Raw genomic sequence first — 15,852 nt, forward strand, 5'->3', positions numbered from 1 at the left:
AAGGCTTTCAGCTTCGATTCAAACATGTAATTTTTTCAGGAGGCCTCCCATGAGGCCTCCTGTTTTTTTCGTTTATCTATGAGCGATAATTATAGAAATATTGGCAAGCTGGTGGCTGTCTTTGGCTTGCAGGGCGAATTGGTGCTACAGCACCGCCTCGGCAAGAAAACGGGCCTGAAGGGGCTGAAAGCATTCTTCCTGGAAGAGAAGAAAGGGGAGATGCTGCCCTGGTTCATTCAGGGGGTGCGGCCGAAGGGGCCCGAAGATCTGTATGTGAAGCTGGAAGGCATCGATACAAAGGAGGCAGCCCGGCGGCTGGTGCAGAAAGAGGTTTGGCTGCCGGAAGCGGAGGTCCTGCAGTTTGCGGGTAAGTCGGCGCCTATTTCTCTGGTGGGGTTTCATCTTGTTCAAGGGGATGAGGACCTGGGGGAGATACTGGAAGTGATCGAGCAGCCGCACCAGGTGTTGTGCAGGATCGATCTGGAGGGCAAGGAGGCGTTGATCCCTATTCATGAGGAGACACTGCAGAAGGTGGATAAGAAGAACAGGAAGGTGTATGTGGAGCTGCCGGATGGGTTGTTGGATGTGTATCGGTGAGATGCTTATGGGTTATTGGGTTGGAAAGGTTTGGAATAGTTGGATAGGTCAAGTTGTCTGCGGGTAAAGAGCTTTGTGTTCTCAGATGCTCTCCCCCTTTTGTTTACAACAACGGAATATGGAATAAAGCAATCTGAGGTAATCTCAGTCAGTTTTTCCATTAAAGACAACCCTATACTTTCTTTATTCTCGTATTTTATAACTACGCACATTAAAAGGAATAGAAACTTTGTATTCGGGTGATACAGGTTCAGAAGGTCGATGCCGCAGCTAAAATGTAAAAGTATCGTTTATAGCGTAGGATTGATCGAAATCGAAATGGATACTTTGCCCATCGGGGCTGATTTCTGATGAAAACCCCTTTAGCAGTCTTTTTTACTATTTCTTACTTATTTTTTCAATTCTTCTGCCATTTTAGCAAAGGCCGTATATACTTCCTCATATTTCTTTGATCGATGAGCTTCCAGGATTTGATTGATCAACAGGCTATTCTCATTTTTGGTAAGTTCCTCCTCTATAATTTGCAGACATTCGGCCAATATTTCTACGCTGTCTGATAGGATCACATTAATATCCCTGCCCATTAATATTGCTCCGGCAACAAAAGTGGTGAAGCCGTCCTGGTCATAGATGTCATAGTGTTCATTTACAGCCCTTTCCAAATTTATTTCCAGGTATTCTTCAATAAGCAAGGCAATGTCTACAGCATCTTTGTCCGTCTGTCTGCTTCGATCACGCCAGGCGTACAATTTCAGGATCAGAATTGCGGGTATGGATGCGACAAGTATTTTAATCTTTCCATCTATTGTTACTGAAAGGGCTTGTTTTGCCATTTCTATAAACCCGGAGACAGACATTGCTGAAGTGCCGTCAGGAGGCCAATAGATGTTTTTATCAGATGCAGCGATTTCCCCAAAGGGGACAATATCTAATATCAGATCTTCTTTATAGATAAAGCGCTGCTTTTGTTTTTGTGACCTTGTAAATTCCGGCATACGGCATAGGTCTGTTGCTATTTCTTCAAACTTATGCCAATTGGGTATCATAATTGCGATATCCAAATCTCTGGTTACTCTTCCTATCCTTCGGCCATGAATTCCACCTAAGACAATATCCCTTGCTGCTGCGCCAATGACATAAAAATCTGTATCTATAGCTTGAAAGTATTTGGCTAAGACAGCCAAAAAATCGGCTAAGGATGGATTGTCAAAACGGTCACTGGAGATATGATAGCTCATTTTCAAGGATCATTTTTGCGGTCTCGATATTTCTACCAATATTACTCCCCATTAGATCTGCATAGACCAGTAATGGATGTACGACATATTTCTCCCTGGGTATTTCCGTTTCATTCCAAAAAAGCCTAAGTATTTCTATGGTCCCATTGTCATCGGGGACTATTTTTAAATCTCTTATCAGGCCTTGCCAGGAATTATTGGTATAAATTGTAAATTTCTCAGGAGAGAGGTAGTTTGTCAGTAACGCGGCAGCAGGCTCCCCTCCCCATAACACAACACCATCAGCATTTTGGATGGGAAGATGATCCCATTCATTATACTGCTCAGGATTCATGAAACGCATTTTCTTCATTAACAACCTGGGTCTAAGTATATCATGATAGGCAATTATCCACCGTTCCAGAAGCGATGGAATATTTTTAAGAACTTTTCTTTTGTTTGTTACCAGAAGGAAGTTAAGCTCAACGAGTTCTTGCATTATGCTGCCTATAGATCCTAATGATACGCCGGCTAATTTAGATAATTCCCGGTAAGTCAATTCAACATTTTGAGGATTGAGTAATAGCTGGAATAATAGTTTAATGCCCGCTTCCTGGAAAGCTCTTGATTGATTTACTTTCGCAACCTTTTCTCTTTTCTTCCCTTCAATCCGGATAACCAGATCCTTATATACTATGCTGCAATTGCCCGCTATATCAAGATAGCTGATGCCATTGTTTATGTACTCATTCGCGATCTCAGAAGGGATATATTGTGTAACAAGAATAACGGGTAGTCGACTTTCATCAGATAGATGGTTCAACTGGGAAAATATAGAAGCCTTGTTCCCTTTAGAAACGAGTGGTTTTACTTCTGCGATAAAAGCTTTTTTTGCTATGTTTAGATAGGCATCAGTTTGTTGCTTTTCTTCGCCTGATATTCCATCAATTTCTACAGGAAGTCCGGTGTATTCCTGCAACTTAGTAATCGCTTCCTCAAGTATTGCTTGTTCTTTTCTCATTTTTGTTCAGTAAAACAACATGTTCATTTTAAATGAACAAGCAAAAATAATGAACAAGTGTACAATAACCAAATTGTTCTTTTTTATTATATTGTTGATTGTTAATTATTTATGAAATTTTTTAATATCATTTGACCATGGATACCGCCTTCTCCAACGCCGGATCCTTCCCGGCCGTCAATTCCACCAGGTCAAATGAGATAGGAATATCCGGCGGAAATCCCTTCCCCTCATAAACCCGCCCATCCAGGTATTTGAATTCAGCGGAAGCCGTATATACGGATAAAAAACCGGGCACGGTGAATGGTCCCGCATTATAGACATCGTTTGCCGTGATAGCCCCGGTGGCGCCCCGGGTGGTCTCGCCTATCACTGTAGTGCCCGGCAGCGAGCGCAGGGCCATCGTCATTTGCTCCGCCAGGGAGGCCGAAAAAATATCCGCCAATACCATCAGGGGCAGCTGGAACTTTTGTGCGCCGGGTACAGGGGTCACGACGGCATCCACCCAGGGGGTGTAGTCGAGTCGTCCGTTGCCGCCTTTGGAGCGGGTATAGCCGAAATGCAGCGGTTGATCGAAGAGGTGGCCCGCCAGGAAATTAAGATCGCTTAAGTCTCCGCCGGTGTTGCCCCGCAGATCGATGATCATGCCTTTCAGGGAGGGATCGCTCAGACGGGAGAAGAAATATTGCAGGACGTCCTGGGCGGCGTTGTGCACCGGCGATACACTGGATTTGAACAGTGAAAATTCGTTGCACGTAAAATACAGGATGGTATGGTCGATGGTACCCGAAATAACATGCAGGAGATGGGAGGGGTACTCGGAGCTGTCATATCCCTCCTTATACCCAGCGTCGAGATAACCGATGTCGTTGGCGGCATAGGGAAAGAGGGGGTGGAAGTCGGGTCGCTTCCGGAGCCGTTCATAGCCGGGGGAGATCGCCGATCCCGCGATGAAGGCATTGCTGAAGGTGATCGAATAATGCCCGTCCAGCAGGCCCTGTGTCATATCCCGGAAGTATTGCAGGGAGGTCTTCACATCCTCGGAGCGCTGCAGGTCCAGCCGGGCGAATAAAGGTTGATAGCGGGTGTATACGGCATCCCACCGGGTGGTGTCGAGGTCCCAGAAAACATAATTCGTATTCATGTTGTTCCAGAACATTTCGAAGACGCCGTTGAAGTCTGACGGCGGGCCGGTGGATGAAGCACCCGGCGGTAGCTGTACTTTTTTGCAGCCGATGAAGAGGAGGGCGAGGATAAGAAAGATCCTGTTCATAAGCGGAATAAAATACCCATGGTGATATAATAAGTTTCGTTGTAGCGCGGCGCCTGGTTGGCCATATACTTTTTTTGCTGATCGGTGAGAGACTGGGTGTACCTGGCTTGAACAAAGAGACTGTAGTGGCGGGACATTTGATAGCTGATGCCCGCGCCGCTGACCCAGCCGGATTCGAAGCGCTGGTCCCTGCGGGTGTCGAATTGTTTTTTTGTGTCGTACTGCACCAGCCTGAAATATTCATCGATCTCACCGTTGGCGCGGACACTGTCGTAGATATTCAGGATGGCGGGGGTGGCGCCGTTGGTCCTGCCGCCGGACCAGTAGGCAGTGTACAGGCCAAGGTCGACGTAAAAGCCAAAGGCGGCAGCATGGGCGAAGGTGAAACGGATCATGACGGGCAGCTGCCAATAGTTGTTGATAGTGGATGCGTAGATGCCAGTGAAAGGCCCCGTTCTTTTGATGAGGCTGTTCTTTTGTGCAAAAGAAGGTTCGGCCAGCAGGGCGATGCGGCTGCTGAAAAAGTATTGTAAAGGGATGCCGGCAAAGAAGCCAGCTTTCGGGTGGTTGCTGGTGTAAGATCTGTTGGAAACGTCTGTATGAAGACGATTGTGATCATACCCCAGGTCCAGGCCCATCGAAAGCTGGCCTTTTGCAGTTATGATGGATGCAGGTGTTTGCAAGAGGGTAAGGACTATATATATGGCCCATGTGTTGTTCATTTATTGATATACTTCGGTCATATAGAACGTTTTTACGATCAAAGGACTGATGTTCGTGGGGTTGGTATTGGGCACGACGTTAAAGGATATCCTGACGGCAGTAGCGCCATGGCTCTGGTGCAGCGGAATGCCAGGGCCGAACCATTGATCGTTGTCGGAATAGGTGCAATTACTTTGAATGCTGACGGCGCCGACGGTCTCGGTGGTGCCATCCGCAGTGATCCAGGTACCGATGGGCCCTATTATCGGTCCGAAATAGATCAGCTCCTTTTTGAAATTCTCTATATGGGCGCCGGAGGAGCTGCTGTTGATCACGTCAGGATTGTAGACAACAGAAAAAGAGTTGTTGTCGATGCTGTAATTATGTCTGACGACATTTTGATGGTATCCCTGGTAGCTGTTGATCACTCCCCCTATCGCCTCTGTAATATTTACTTTAGGCTTGGCCGACAGGTAGAACACGCCCATTCTGCCGAGGTATCCCGGCACATAGCCCGGCGCGGTCTGGCTGTTGAGGCAGCCGGGAATCACCAGCGAGGGATTGCCAAGCCCGGAAGTGCTGGTGAGCGTGCCTGTCAATGTAACGCTGGCACTGAGGGATAATTGCACCTGCTGTACGGTGGGTGAACTGGAACCTCCGAAGATGCCGCTGAAGATATTTTTAACGATGTTGTTCAGGCCGCTCTGTATGGCGGACTTGCCGGCATTGAACATGGCTGTGGAAAGGCCCGCGGCGGCGGGGGTGAGGTTCACCAGCGATTGACCCATGCCCGTGTAGGCTGCGTTGATGGCCGAGGTCACCGTACCCGACAGATCAGGCGAGGCCGCCTGTTGCGAGATCGTGCCGGCAATGGTACCGTTGATGGCCCCTGACACATTGAATTGCGAGACGTCTACCGCCTGCATGTTCCAGATCATTTTCAGCTGATCATAGCCGACAGTCTGGATATTGGGATCGAAGGCGACCTCATACTGGCCCACTTGCCAGCCACCGGAAGCCTGGATCCTGAATGGTTCCACCTGCGTGGTGTTGCGCACATTATTATTGTAGTCGATGGCCTGCGCCACGCCGATGTAGTTCAACATCGGAGATACGCCGACGCCCGACAGGCTCAATCCATCATTGAGATAAGTGGAAGGAGTGGGCGTGCTGGGTGGAAGATAAAGATACAGGCGCAACAATCCCCGCCATTTGTTATACAGCGCAAAGAAGGCGGGAGAGGTGGTACCTGTGGTACTGAAAGTGTTGAACACCAGTTCCCAGCCATCTGAAACTTTATAATCGAAAGCGATGTCCGAAATGAATTCCTGGTTGCTGCCGAAAGCCCAGGGCGCCAGCAGCGTGGTGGGTGACGGCATGTACTGGTTGTTGGCGCCTTCCCAGTCCAAAGGGAAAGGAAGGATGGAGGCTTTGTTGGGCTTGCTGTCCACCTTGACGCCGGAAGGAATTGGGTGAATGTCTTTTTTGCAGCTGGAGAAGAACAGGAGGAGGATCATAGCCCATGATAGGCTACGCCCGGATAGATTTAAATGTGGCATAGTGATAAGGTTTGTGTATACTCCTAATTTATCACAATTGCAGAAAGAAAGCAATGTCCGCCACGATATATTTGTTTTTGTAATTTATTTTCCGCCTTACGTATCCGTGCTCACATCGTCCCATTCCTGGTCCAGGTAAGTGGTAAGCCAGTTCAACGCGTAGTGCCTTTCATATACGATGCTGGGATTGAGGTCCCCGGCCGGCTCCTGCTGTTGCAGGCGTGCCTCCACACAGGCCCAATGCATCCGGTAAATTTTGTCCAGCTCGTCGAGGATCTCTTCTTCATCCCTTACGACGGCTTTTTGCTCCAGGTCTGCGCGCGGTTGATCGATGACGTTACCCACGAGGGCGGGTACATCGCAGATCTCCGAGGGATAGGTCAGCGTATCGACAAATCCCAGGGCCCATTGCAACACATTCAGGCTTTCATAACGCCAGGTCATGATGGCTTTGTCTTTATCCGAAAGTTCCACCTTGGCGTATAATTTTTTTTCTTCTTCGGTGAAGCCTTCGATGGCATAGTCCCTTATGAAAGTGTCCAATCTTTCCAGCGGCACTCCTTCTCCCCTTGCCGCCAATATCGTGAGACAATACACTCTTTCGATGATGGTCTGCTTGTCCCGCAAAAGGCTGGTGCTGCTGTCTTCCGTCATGGGCAGATGCGGGTTGATGGGTATGCCCTTCAGCCGGAGGAAGGCTTCGGTACGGGCCTTCCGGTCCTGTTGCAGCCAGGTGGGAGGAGTGAGATCGTCATAATATTTCGACGCTATTTTTATTTCCACCTTACCGTCACCCGTATTGCCGCCCAGGTCCATCAGCAGGCGGAACGAGCTGTCCATGAAATGCAGGTCGGAGGATCTTGAAAGCGTAAGCTGCGGCGGTGCGAAAATGAGGGCGCCCAGGGATTGCGCCAGCTCGCTCAATGCGGCCTGCATTTCCGCTGTCAGCATGGGGTCGGCAATGAATACGGTCTCGGAGTTCACCGTCTCTATCTTTTTCAGCAGGAGCCTTTTTACATCGTTCTGCGGCATGGGCAGGGCTTCCGTAAAATTGTAGAGACCGCGGAGCTGTATGCTCACCGGGCAGTCATCGTTGTTCAGCCGGTAGGAAGGTGTTTGCCGTTGCCGGTATTTGATCGTCAGTGTCCTTGGTTTGGAGAAGAAGCCGCCGCCCTTGACGGAGACGACCCATTGCCTGGACCCTTCTACCTCCCGGAAAGAAGGAGTAGACTTGGGAAAATGTTTTTTCAATGCAAGCAGTATCGTGTCGTCCAGGTCGACATCGTGGGAATACAAGGTGTAGTTTTCCATGGTTAAGGTGAATGGGCCCACAATATCCGCAATAAATCCCAATTTGTAAAGGGCGTTCAGGACAGGAATTTATCGTATTTTGCAGGAAGTTTACCTGTTATAAGACTACAAAGAGAAGGATTGCGAGCCATAAACCCTTAAAAATGGCGACAGGTGAACATGATCTTTAATTGGATCTGGCTGGTGGTTTTGATAGCTGCCGGATGCAAACGTGATAATACACTCCCTGACAAGTCTCCTACCAAGGTAGTGATACAGGACAGCCGGCTGAAAGAGCTTTCCGGCATAGCCGCGTCTATTGCTTCTCCCGACGTATTGTATGTCCATAACGATTCCGGTGATTCTGCCCGGTTTTTTGCGATCTCCCCCCAAGGGCAGCTGCTGCGGATCTGCTATTTCAAAGGCGATCCCAAATTGGGAGCGCTGGGTGTGAAGGATTGTGAGGACATCGCCGTGAGCATCGGCCCCGTCGCCGGCGCTTCCTATGTATATATGGCTGACATCGGCGACAACGATCACGTGCGGAAATATATTACGATCTACCGGATCAAAGAGCCGGGAGGAATTTCTTTGGGTTCGGCGACGGCTGCGGCCTCCTCCCAGCACCTGGACGCCGACCCGCTGTTCCTGCGCTACCCCGATGGTCCGCGGGATGCCGAGACCTTACTGGCGGACCCCATCGACCAGCTGCTGTATGTGGTATCCAAGCGGGAGGACTCGGTGTCAGTGTATAGTACTCCATTGAATTTCAAGGCCCACGACACACTCACCCTCACCTGGCGGGCAAAACTGCACTTCGAAGGATCGGGGCAGGCTAAGTGGATCACGGCGGGGGATATATCGCAGGATGGGGGTAAGGTGTTGCTGAAAAGCTATTCAGCCGTCTATTTCTGGCAGCGGAAGGCGGGGGAGGCCGTGTGGCAGACCTTGCTGCGCTCCCCGGTGGAGCGGAATTATGAGGTGGAGCGCCAGGGGGAGGCGATTGGGTTTGCGCGGGATGGGAAGGGGTATTATACGACTAGTGAGGGGGTAAGGCCTTTTTTGTATTATTATGCTTTTTGAGGGATTTAGGTTTATTGATGTGCCGACAGCTATATGGTCTTCCGTCGCTGTAACCGGCGCAAAATAAGGCTCCTACAGGCATATAGCTGATCGGCGGGTTTTTGCCCCCGACAATGGCCATTGTGTGGCAGTGGAAAGGGATGAAGTTTCCATAAAAGTTTACATTTGCGATTTAGCTATAGATCTTGTCAACAGACCCCTCATATCATGAAGACAACGTCCTCTTTCTAGGGATCGCGGGCGGAGATGAAACGGCCTATACCCGGATATTCCACCTCTACACGCCCCGGCTGCTGCCCTTCATTTACAAGATCACCCGGGACGAACACCTGGCCCGGGAACTGCTGCAGGAGACGTTCCTGCGGCTGTGGATGAAAAGAGAGGACCTGCTCAGAGTGGAGCGGCCCGCGTCCTGGCTTTTTCGCATCGCCGCCAATATTTGCCTCACCTACCTGAGGACCCAGGCCACGCGCCATCGGCTGCAGGACAAAGTGGAAGAGAAAGCGGCTCCCCCTACGTACAGCTCCGCCGTGGAAGTGCTGGAAAGCAAGGAGATGGCCCTGCTGATCCGGCAGGCGGTGAACGCGCTGCCGGCCCGGAGACAGGAGATCTATCGCCTTAGCCGTGAGCAAGGCCTTAGCCATCAACAGATTGCCGATCAATTGCAGCTCTCCCTTTCCACCGTCAAAAATCAGCTGGGGTCGTCCATAAAGTTCATCCAGGAGCATCTTCACAACGCCACCGGACTCTCGCTTGCCGTAATTTCCGCCCTATTCCTCTGTTAGGCCCCAGAAAAAAAATTTTGGGACAGGATGGTACGATCCGCCTGTTCGATCATCTTATGGTAGATTATGACCCAAGCAACCAAAGAGCGTATTCAATTCTTACTGATCCGGTACCTGGAAGGAAAAGCTTCGCCGGAGGAGCGGCAGCTGCTGTCACAGTACCTGGCGGATGAGCGGGAGGACGACGTGTGGATGGAGCTGATGGAAGAGCTCATGGCCACCGAGGAGCCTATGACGGAATACGATCCGGCGGAATGGCAGTCGTTCGTAGAAGGCCTTCGAAGGAAGAATGCGGGTGTCGGAAGGCCTAAGGTGGTCATGTTCAGGAAATGGGCGGTGGCTGCCGCCGTGCTGCTCGTGCTCGCCGGCGGGGCATGGTGGTGGATGAAGTCGGACAGTAGCGTTCGCAAGGCACAGGCGAGGCAGGAACAGGGTATCGCCGACCTGCAACCAGGATCCAACAGGGCCATATTGACTTTGTCAGGTGGCCGCCAGATCGTGCTGGACAGCGCCGCGAATGGTGTGCTCACGCAGGAAGGGAATACGCAGGTGCAAAAGTTGTCGAATGGCCGACTCGAGTATTCAGCTACAAGCGACAAGCGACCAGCTACAAGCAACAAGCCGCAAGCTGCAAGTGATAGAGTAAAAGCTGCAAGTGACAAGCGGCAAGCTGCAAGTGAGGTGGTTTATAATACGTTGTCTACGCCCAAAGGTGGCCAGTACCAGCTGACCCTCCCGGACGGCACCAAAGTCTGGCTGAACGCCGCCAGCTCCATCACCTATCCCACCGCTTTTACCAATACCGACCGGACTGTGAAGATCACCGGCGAAGCCTACTTTGAGGTCGCGCACCATGCACGCCGGCCTTTCCGCGTACAAACATATGGTCAGCTGATAGAAGACATCGGCACTGCTTTCAATGTCAACAGCTATGAAGATGAGCCATGGTTGAAGACGACGCTGGTGGAAGGTGCGGTGAAGGTGAGCAAGGGCGCGGGTTTCCGCTTGCTGTCGCCGGGTCAGCAGGCACGGAGCCGGGCTCAGGGCGACATCGACGTCATCGCGCATGCAGATGTGCAGCAGGCCCTGGCCTGGAAGAATGGCGCTTTCTCTTTCCGCGATGCGGACCTGGCCACCGTCATGCGGCAGCTGGCAAGATGGTATGACATCGACGTGGAATACGAAGGGGCTGTGCCTGCGGGGACTTTTGACGGAGAGATCGGAAGAGGGTTGACGTTAAGACAAGTGCTGGAAGGCCTTGCACAAACAAGGATCCACTATAACATCATTAATAACCATAAAATCATCATTACCAAATAGAAAAGACTCCGGGCCAGCCGGTCCGCTATGAAAAACTAAAAGCCGGGTGTAAGATTGGACCCTTCCCCGGCTTTCGTTCAGATCAGGCATAAACAAGTTTTTTACGACTGCTTATTAATTAACCTAAACATTGTAAAGGTATGCATTTTACCAAAACGCTGTTAGTGATGAGATCGACCAACGGGAGATCCCATGGCTCAACTGGGAAAACATTGATATTGTCCATGAAGCTTACTGTCATTTTCTTTCTGGCCGGTATGTTGCAGGTGAGCGCCCGCACCCACGCGCAGACCGTGACCTACACCGGCAAATCCGTCCCCCTGACGGCTGTATTCTCAGCCATCAAAGAACAGACGGGTTATTTATTCTTCTATAGAAAAGAGGACCTTTCCGGCGCCGTCCCCGTCACCCTGCAGCTACGAAAAGTACCCCTGCAGACGGCGCTGGAGCAGGCCCTGGCGGATCAACCCCTGATCTTCCAGATCCAGGGCAACACCATCTTCATCACGCTGAAGCCGCCCCCGGCGCCCATCCCGGAAGAGGCGGCCACGCCGTCCGCCGTCATCAACGGCCGGGTACAGGACAGCCTGGGCACCCCCTTGTCGGGCGCCTCGGTCATGGTGAAAGGCAGCCGGCGGGGAACGACCACCGACGCCCGCGGCGACTTCGAGATAAAAGGCGTTGGCGAAAACGTGACCCTGGTGATCTCCTTCACGGGCTATGTCACCAAAGAATATAAGGTGAAGGATTTCGACAATAAATTCTTCGTCATCCTCAGCCGGAGCAACAGCCCCCTGGATGACGTACAAGTGGTGGCCTACGGCACCAACACCCGCCGATTTAACGTGGGATCTGTCTCCGTCGTCACCTCCGAGGATATACAGCGGCAGCCTGTCACCAATGTCATGCTGGCCCTGCAGGGCAGGGTGCCGGGCCTTACCGTGGATCCTTCCAGCGGGATACCGGGTTCCAGGGTCAATCTGCAGGTGAGAGGGCAAAACACCCTGCTGAGCGTCTTAGGCGATAGGGACCCTTTCGATGAACCGCTGTATATCGTGGATGGCGTCCCCTTCGCCAGCCAGAACAGGAACCTCAGCAGCATGATCTCTACTTTTTCGGGTACCACCAACACGCCCACCAGCCCGGGCATCTCCGGCCTGAACGCGCTGAACCCCTCCGATATCGAAAGCATCAGCGTGCTGAAAGATGCGGACGCCACGTCCATCTACGGCTCCCAGGGCGCCAACGGCGTCATCGTCATCACCACGAAGAAAGGCAAGTCCGGCGCCACCAACCTGGGTCTGCGCGTGAATACGGGCCCCAACAAGATCGCCCGTCAGCTGGAAATGCTGAATACGCAACAATACCTGGCCATGCGGCATAAGGCGCTGGCTAATGACGGTCTGACGCCGGACGTGGACCCGGGCATGTTCCCGGACCTGCTGGTCTACGATACGACGAAATACACCAACTGGGCAAAGAAATTTTTTGGCGGTACCTCTAATAACACCGATGCCTATGCGAGTCTGTCGGGCGGCACGCTATACACCACTTTCCTGGTGTCCGCAGGCTTCACGCGGAGCGTCTACAATTTTCCGGGGAACTTTTCCGACCAGCGGCTGACCCTGCACAGCGGCTTCCACCATAGCTCCCTGAACCACCGGCTGAATATCGACTTCGGCAGCGACCTCTCTTACGACCGCAACAATTCCTCCAGCGTGCCGGATATTACCCAGGCGCTGCGGCTTTCTCCCAACCATCCCGACATGGTGGACGCAATGGGCAAGCTGGTGTGGAACTACAAAGGCGTGAGTATGGGCAACGACCAGATGATGGCGTATCTGCAGCGGCCTTTCAGCCTGCAATCCTATGAATCGAACAACTCCCTGCGCGTATCCTACCAGGTGATGACGGGACTCAACGTGGGCGTCGGTCTCGGCTATAGCCTCATCAATACCAAGGAATTTGCCGCCAATCCCCTAGGCACGCAGGACCCGCATGACTATCCTTTCAGCTCGGCCAATTTCGGCAGAAGCGATTTCCAGACGGTGAATGTGGAGCCGCAGATCGATTACCGGCGGACCATCGGCAAAGGCGTACTGACGGCGCTGGCCGGCGGGACCTATAAGAAAAGGACCAGTTCGAACGATCAGCTGGAAGGGACCGGCTTCCCCGACGACGCCCTCTTACATTCCATCGAAGCGGCGCAGACGATCTCCGGCAGCAATACCTCTTCCATCTATAAATATGCCGGCGCCTTTGGACGCGTGGGCTTTATCTACGACAAGGAATATATCGTGAATTTTACCGGTCGCCGCGACGGATCCAGCAATTTCGGGCCTGGCCACCAGTGGGGTAATTTCGGATCCGTAGGCCTGGGCTGGATCTTCTCGGAGGAAGAGGCGTTCCGGCGGACCCTGCCTTTCATCAGCTATGCCAAGGTATCCGGTAACTATGGCACCAATGGCAGCGACGGCGTCGCGCCCTACCGCTATCAGCCTTTCTGGCGGGCGGGTAATCCATATGTATTCCCCCTGTTCCAGGGCACCCGGAGCTATATCCCTTCGAACCTGTACAACCCCGACTATGGATGGGCATCCAAACATGCGCTGAACCTTTCACTGGACCTGGGCTTTTTGCAGGACCGGCTGCTGACGAATGTCACCTGGTACCGGAACAGGACGGGCAACCAGCTGACCAGTTCCCCCTTGCCGGGCCAGACAGGCTTTACGTCTGTGGTGGAGAACTTCCAGGCCACCTTACAGGATGCAGGATGGGAGCTCAGCATTTCTTCCGTCAATATCAAGACAAAGGACTTTCGCTGGTCGACGAATTTCAATATCTCCGCCAATCGGAATAAGCTGCTGTCCTTCCCGAACATTGAAAAGTCCGCGTATGCCACGATCTATACGGTGGGTAAGTCAACGACGCAGACCTACGGGTTCAAATACAAAGGCGTGAATGACACCACGGGCATCTTTGAATATTATATGGGCAAAGGCGGCGTGGGCTCCACCACCATGAAGTACACGCGTGCCGAGCTGGGCGGCGACATGGTGCCTATCGCCGATCCGCAGCCGAAATATTTCGGCGGCATGGGGAATACCCTCTCCTACAAAGGCTGGAGCGTATCCTTCTTCTTCAATTTCACGAAAAGGGTGGCGCGTAATTACCTGGCTGGCGTATATGGAGGCAATCTACCGGGCAATATGAGCAATCTGCCCGTGCTTTTGACCGATAAATTCTGGGAAAAGGAAGGCGATAAAGCGCTGCTGCAAAGACTGACCACGGGATCCTATTCAGCGAATGCATCCGGCTCCAATGCGGTGCGGGCCGCGCAATATTTCGGCACGTCCTCTGCCATCTGGGGCGATGCGTCCTTCATCCGATTGAAGACGGTGTCGGTCTCTTATAGTGTTCCGGCCGACCGGCTGAAGAAGATAGGGTTGAAAGGCTGCAATATCTATGTGAATGCGCAGAACCTGTTCACCATCACAGGATATAAGGTCGGCGATCCGGAGACGCCGGGCACCTTGTATGCCGTGCCTTTGCAACGCACCGTTGTGGGAGGTTTATCTTTTGACTTTTAAAAATTATGATCATGAAGACATTCAATTCCATATATACCATCCTTTTGACGGCACTCGTGGTTGCATTGCTGACGGTGTCCTGTAAGAAACTGATTGAAATACCCGCGAATCCGCCGGACCAGATCCCCCAATCACAGGTGTTCTCCGACAGCGCGGATATCATGAGCGCCCTGACCGGCATCTATGGTAATTTCAAGGTCACCAGCGGCGGGACTACTTTTACCAATGGGGCTATCACACAGTACACCGGTATGTCCGCCGACGAGTTGCTCTATGCCTCCGTCTCTTCGCCAGCCAATAACCAGTTTGCCCTGAATGCCCTGACGACAGACAACGGCACCATCGTGAGCCTCTGGCAGAATGCCTATAATAATATTTACCAGATGAACACCTGCTTACAAGGTATCGGGGGCACCAAGGCGATCAGCGATTCCCTCCGGCGGCAGCTGCTGGCGGAGATCAAGGTGGTTCGCGCCTTGTATTATTTCAACCTGGTAAACCTGTTTGGCAGGCTCCCGATCATTACTGGTACGGATTACAAACTGAATGCGGTGGTGTCGAGAAGCTCGGTAGATTCGGTGTATGGGCTGATCAGGTCGGACCTGGCGGAGGCGCGCGCAGTGCTGCACCCTACCTATCCTTCCGCGGGCCGGGCCCGGCCCAACCTGCATACGGCAGAAGCCTTGTCAGCAAAGGTGTTCCTCTATCTGAAGCAATGGGACAGCGCCGCCCTCATGGCTGGCAACGTCATTCAGTCGGGCAACTATAGCCTGGAGAGCGATCTGAACCGGGTGTTCCTGGATGGCAGCAGCGAAGCCATCTGGCAGCTGCCGGCGAATGGCTCCTACAACCAGACCTCCGAAGGCGCCACGTTCGTACCTTATACGGGATCGAGGCCGATGTATACACTTACCAATTTCCAGCTGAATGCATTCGAGACAAATGACAATCGCCGGAGCACATGGGTAAAGGACGCATCCGCTTACGGTACGACCTATTATATCCCCTTTAAGTATAAGGAGAGGTCCGTTTCCGGATCGACGGTCGAAGATTACATGGTCTTCCGGCTGGGCGAGCAGTACCTCATCCTGGCGGAGGCGCAGGCGCAGCAGCAGCATCTCAGCGATGCGCTGGACAATCTGAATGTGGTGCGCGGCAGGGCCGGTCTCGCTGCCAGTACGGCAGCCACCCAGGAAGACTTGCTGGCGGCCATTATGCACGAGCGGCAGGTGGAGCTTTTCTGTGAGTGGGGAAACCGCTGGTATGACCTGAAAAGAACGGGAACCATCGATGCCGTGCTGGGGGCCGAGAAGCCCAATGCATGGCAGCCGTATGCCGCGCTGTATCCAATTCCGCAGGCGGAGATCCAGTATAATTATTTGTTGGCTCAAAACGACGGGTATTAACTAAGCTCC

The 15,852-nt window shown here is 52.2% G+C and carries 12 protein-coding genes; 6 read left to right on the forward strand and 6 right to left on the reverse strand.

The genetic code is table 11. The features are described 5' to 3' along the window. Window positions 1-78: 78 nt before the first annotated feature. Window positions 79-597 (forward strand): ribosome maturation factor RimM, encoded by a 519-nt coding sequence (gene rimM / locus Q4E93_RS21220; protein ID WP_303588664.1) that lies wholly within the window; start codon window positions 79-81, stop codon window positions 595-597. 389 nt (window positions 598-986) lie between these two features. On the opposite strand, the gene Q4E93_RS21225 is transcribed toward rimM, so the two are convergent. From Q4E93_RS21225 to Q4E93_RS21250, 6 genes are all read right to left on the reverse strand, one after another. Further along, entirely contained in the window at window positions 987-1,835 is an 849-nt protein-coding gene (locus Q4E93_RS21225) for a nucleotidyl transferase AbiEii/AbiGii toxin family protein (RefSeq protein WP_303588666.1), read from the reverse strand. Further along, window positions 1,813-2,835, reverse strand: coding sequence for a type IV toxin-antitoxin system AbiEi family antitoxin (locus Q4E93_RS21230; RefSeq protein ID WP_303588667.1), 1,023 nt, complete (start codon window positions 2,833-2,835; stop codon window positions 1,813-1,815). The genes Q4E93_RS21225 and Q4E93_RS21230 overlap by 23 nt, the downstream gene beginning before the upstream one ends. A 127-nt stretch (window positions 2,836-2,962) precedes the next feature. Next, on the reverse strand, window positions 2,963-4,108 hold the full coding sequence (locus tag Q4E93_RS21235) for a S41 family peptidase (protein ID WP_303588668.1): 1,146 nt from the start codon (window positions 4,106-4,108) through the stop codon (window positions 2,963-2,965). Continuing rightward, window positions 4,105-4,830 carry a porin family protein gene (locus tag Q4E93_RS21240; protein WP_303588669.1) on the reverse strand — a complete coding sequence of 242 codons (726 nt, stop codon included), beginning with the start codon at window positions 4,828-4,830 and terminating at the stop codon, window positions 4,105-4,107. Before Q4E93_RS21240 ends, Q4E93_RS21235 begins: the two co-directional genes overlap by 4 nt. Next, a complete protein-coding gene (locus Q4E93_RS21245; RefSeq protein WP_303588671.1) occupies window positions 4,831-6,369 on the reverse strand; it encodes a hypothetical protein in 1,539 nt (512 codons plus the stop codon). It abuts the gene before it with no gap. A gap of 96 nt (window positions 6,370-6,465) precedes the next feature. Beyond that, on the reverse strand, window positions 6,466-7,680 hold the full coding sequence (locus tag Q4E93_RS21250; protein ID WP_303588673.1) for a DUF4272 domain-containing protein: 1,215 nt from the start codon (window positions 7,678-7,680) through the stop codon (window positions 6,466-6,468). A 159-nt stretch (window positions 7,681-7,839) separates the two neighbouring features. Between Q4E93_RS21250 and Q4E93_RS21255 the strand changes: the two genes are divergently transcribed. From Q4E93_RS21255 to Q4E93_RS21275, 5 genes are all read left to right on the forward strand, one after another. Beyond that, window positions 7,840-8,742 carry a hypothetical protein gene (locus tag Q4E93_RS21255; RefSeq protein ID WP_303588674.1) on the forward strand — a complete coding sequence of 301 codons (903 nt, stop codon included), beginning with the start codon at window positions 7,840-7,842 and terminating at the stop codon, window positions 8,740-8,742. A gap of 185 nt (window positions 8,743-8,927) precedes the next feature. Continuing rightward, complete coding sequence (locus tag Q4E93_RS21260; RefSeq protein ID WP_303588676.1) at window positions 8,928-9,527, forward strand: RNA polymerase sigma-70 factor; 600 nt, start codon at window positions 8,928-8,930, stop codon at window positions 9,525-9,527. 66 nt (window positions 9,528-9,593) lie between these two features. Continuing rightward, the gene (locus Q4E93_RS21265; RefSeq protein ID WP_303588678.1) at window positions 9,594-10,847 is read left to right on the forward strand and encodes a FecR family protein; all 1,254 of its coding nucleotides are present in this window, start codon (window positions 9,594-9,596) and stop codon (window positions 10,845-10,847) included. 224 nt (window positions 10,848-11,071) lie between these two features. Beyond that, window positions 11,072-14,437 (forward strand): SusC/RagA family TonB-linked outer membrane protein, encoded by a 3,366-nt coding sequence (locus tag Q4E93_RS21270; protein WP_303588679.1) that lies wholly within the window; start codon window positions 11,072-11,074, stop codon window positions 14,435-14,437. Window positions 14,438-14,448: 11 nt separating this feature from the next. After that, window positions 14,449-15,843 carry a RagB/SusD family nutrient uptake outer membrane protein gene (locus tag Q4E93_RS21275; protein ID WP_303588681.1) on the forward strand — a complete coding sequence of 465 codons (1,395 nt, stop codon included), beginning with the start codon at window positions 14,449-14,451 and terminating at the stop codon, window positions 15,841-15,843. The last annotated feature ends 9 nt before the right edge of the window (window positions 15,844-15,852 follow it).

The organism is Flavitalea plasmicola, assembly GCF_030546645.1.
In the GTDB taxonomy this organism is placed as follows: domain Bacteria; phylum Bacteroidota; class Bacteroidia; order Chitinophagales; family Chitinophagaceae; genus Puia.

Bases quoted from the DNA above. Each gene is read 5' to 3' on its own strand.
- rimM (WP_303588664.1), top strand. From the start codon at position 79: ATGAGCGATAATTATAGAAATATTGGCAAGCTGGTGGCTGTCTTTGGC.
- Q4E93_RS21225 (WP_303588666.1), bottom strand. From the start codon at position 1,835: ATGAGCTATCATATCTCCAGTGACCGTTTTGACAATCCATCCTTAGCC.
- Q4E93_RS21230 (WP_303588667.1), bottom strand. From the start codon at position 2,835: ATGAGAAAAGAACAAGCAATACTTGAGGAAGCGATTACTAAGTTGCAG.
- Q4E93_RS21235 (WP_303588668.1), bottom strand. From the start codon at position 4,108: ATGAACAGGATCTTTCTTATCCTCGCCCTCCTCTTCATCGGCTGCAAA.
- Q4E93_RS21240 (WP_303588669.1), bottom strand. From the start codon at position 4,830: ATGAACAACACATGGGCCATATATATAGTCCTTACCCTCTTGCAAACA.
- Q4E93_RS21245 (WP_303588671.1), bottom strand. From the start codon at position 6,369: ATGCCACATTTAAATCTATCCGGGCGTAGCCTATCATGGGCTATGATC.
- Q4E93_RS21250 (WP_303588673.1), bottom strand. From the start codon at position 7,680: ATGGAAAACTACACCTTGTATTCCCACGATGTCGACCTGGACGACACG.
- Q4E93_RS21255 (WP_303588674.1), top strand. From the start codon at position 7,840: ATGATCTTTAATTGGATCTGGCTGGTGGTTTTGATAGCTGCCGGATGC.
- Q4E93_RS21265 (WP_303588678.1), top strand. From the start codon at position 9,594: ATGACCCAAGCAACCAAAGAGCGTATTCAATTCTTACTGATCCGGTAC.
- Q4E93_RS21270 (WP_303588679.1), top strand. From the start codon at position 11,072: ATGAAGCTTACTGTCATTTTCTTTCTGGCCGGTATGTTGCAGGTGAGC.
- Q4E93_RS21275 (WP_303588681.1), top strand. From the start codon at position 14,449: ATGAAGACATTCAATTCCATATATACCATCCTTTTGACGGCACTCGTG.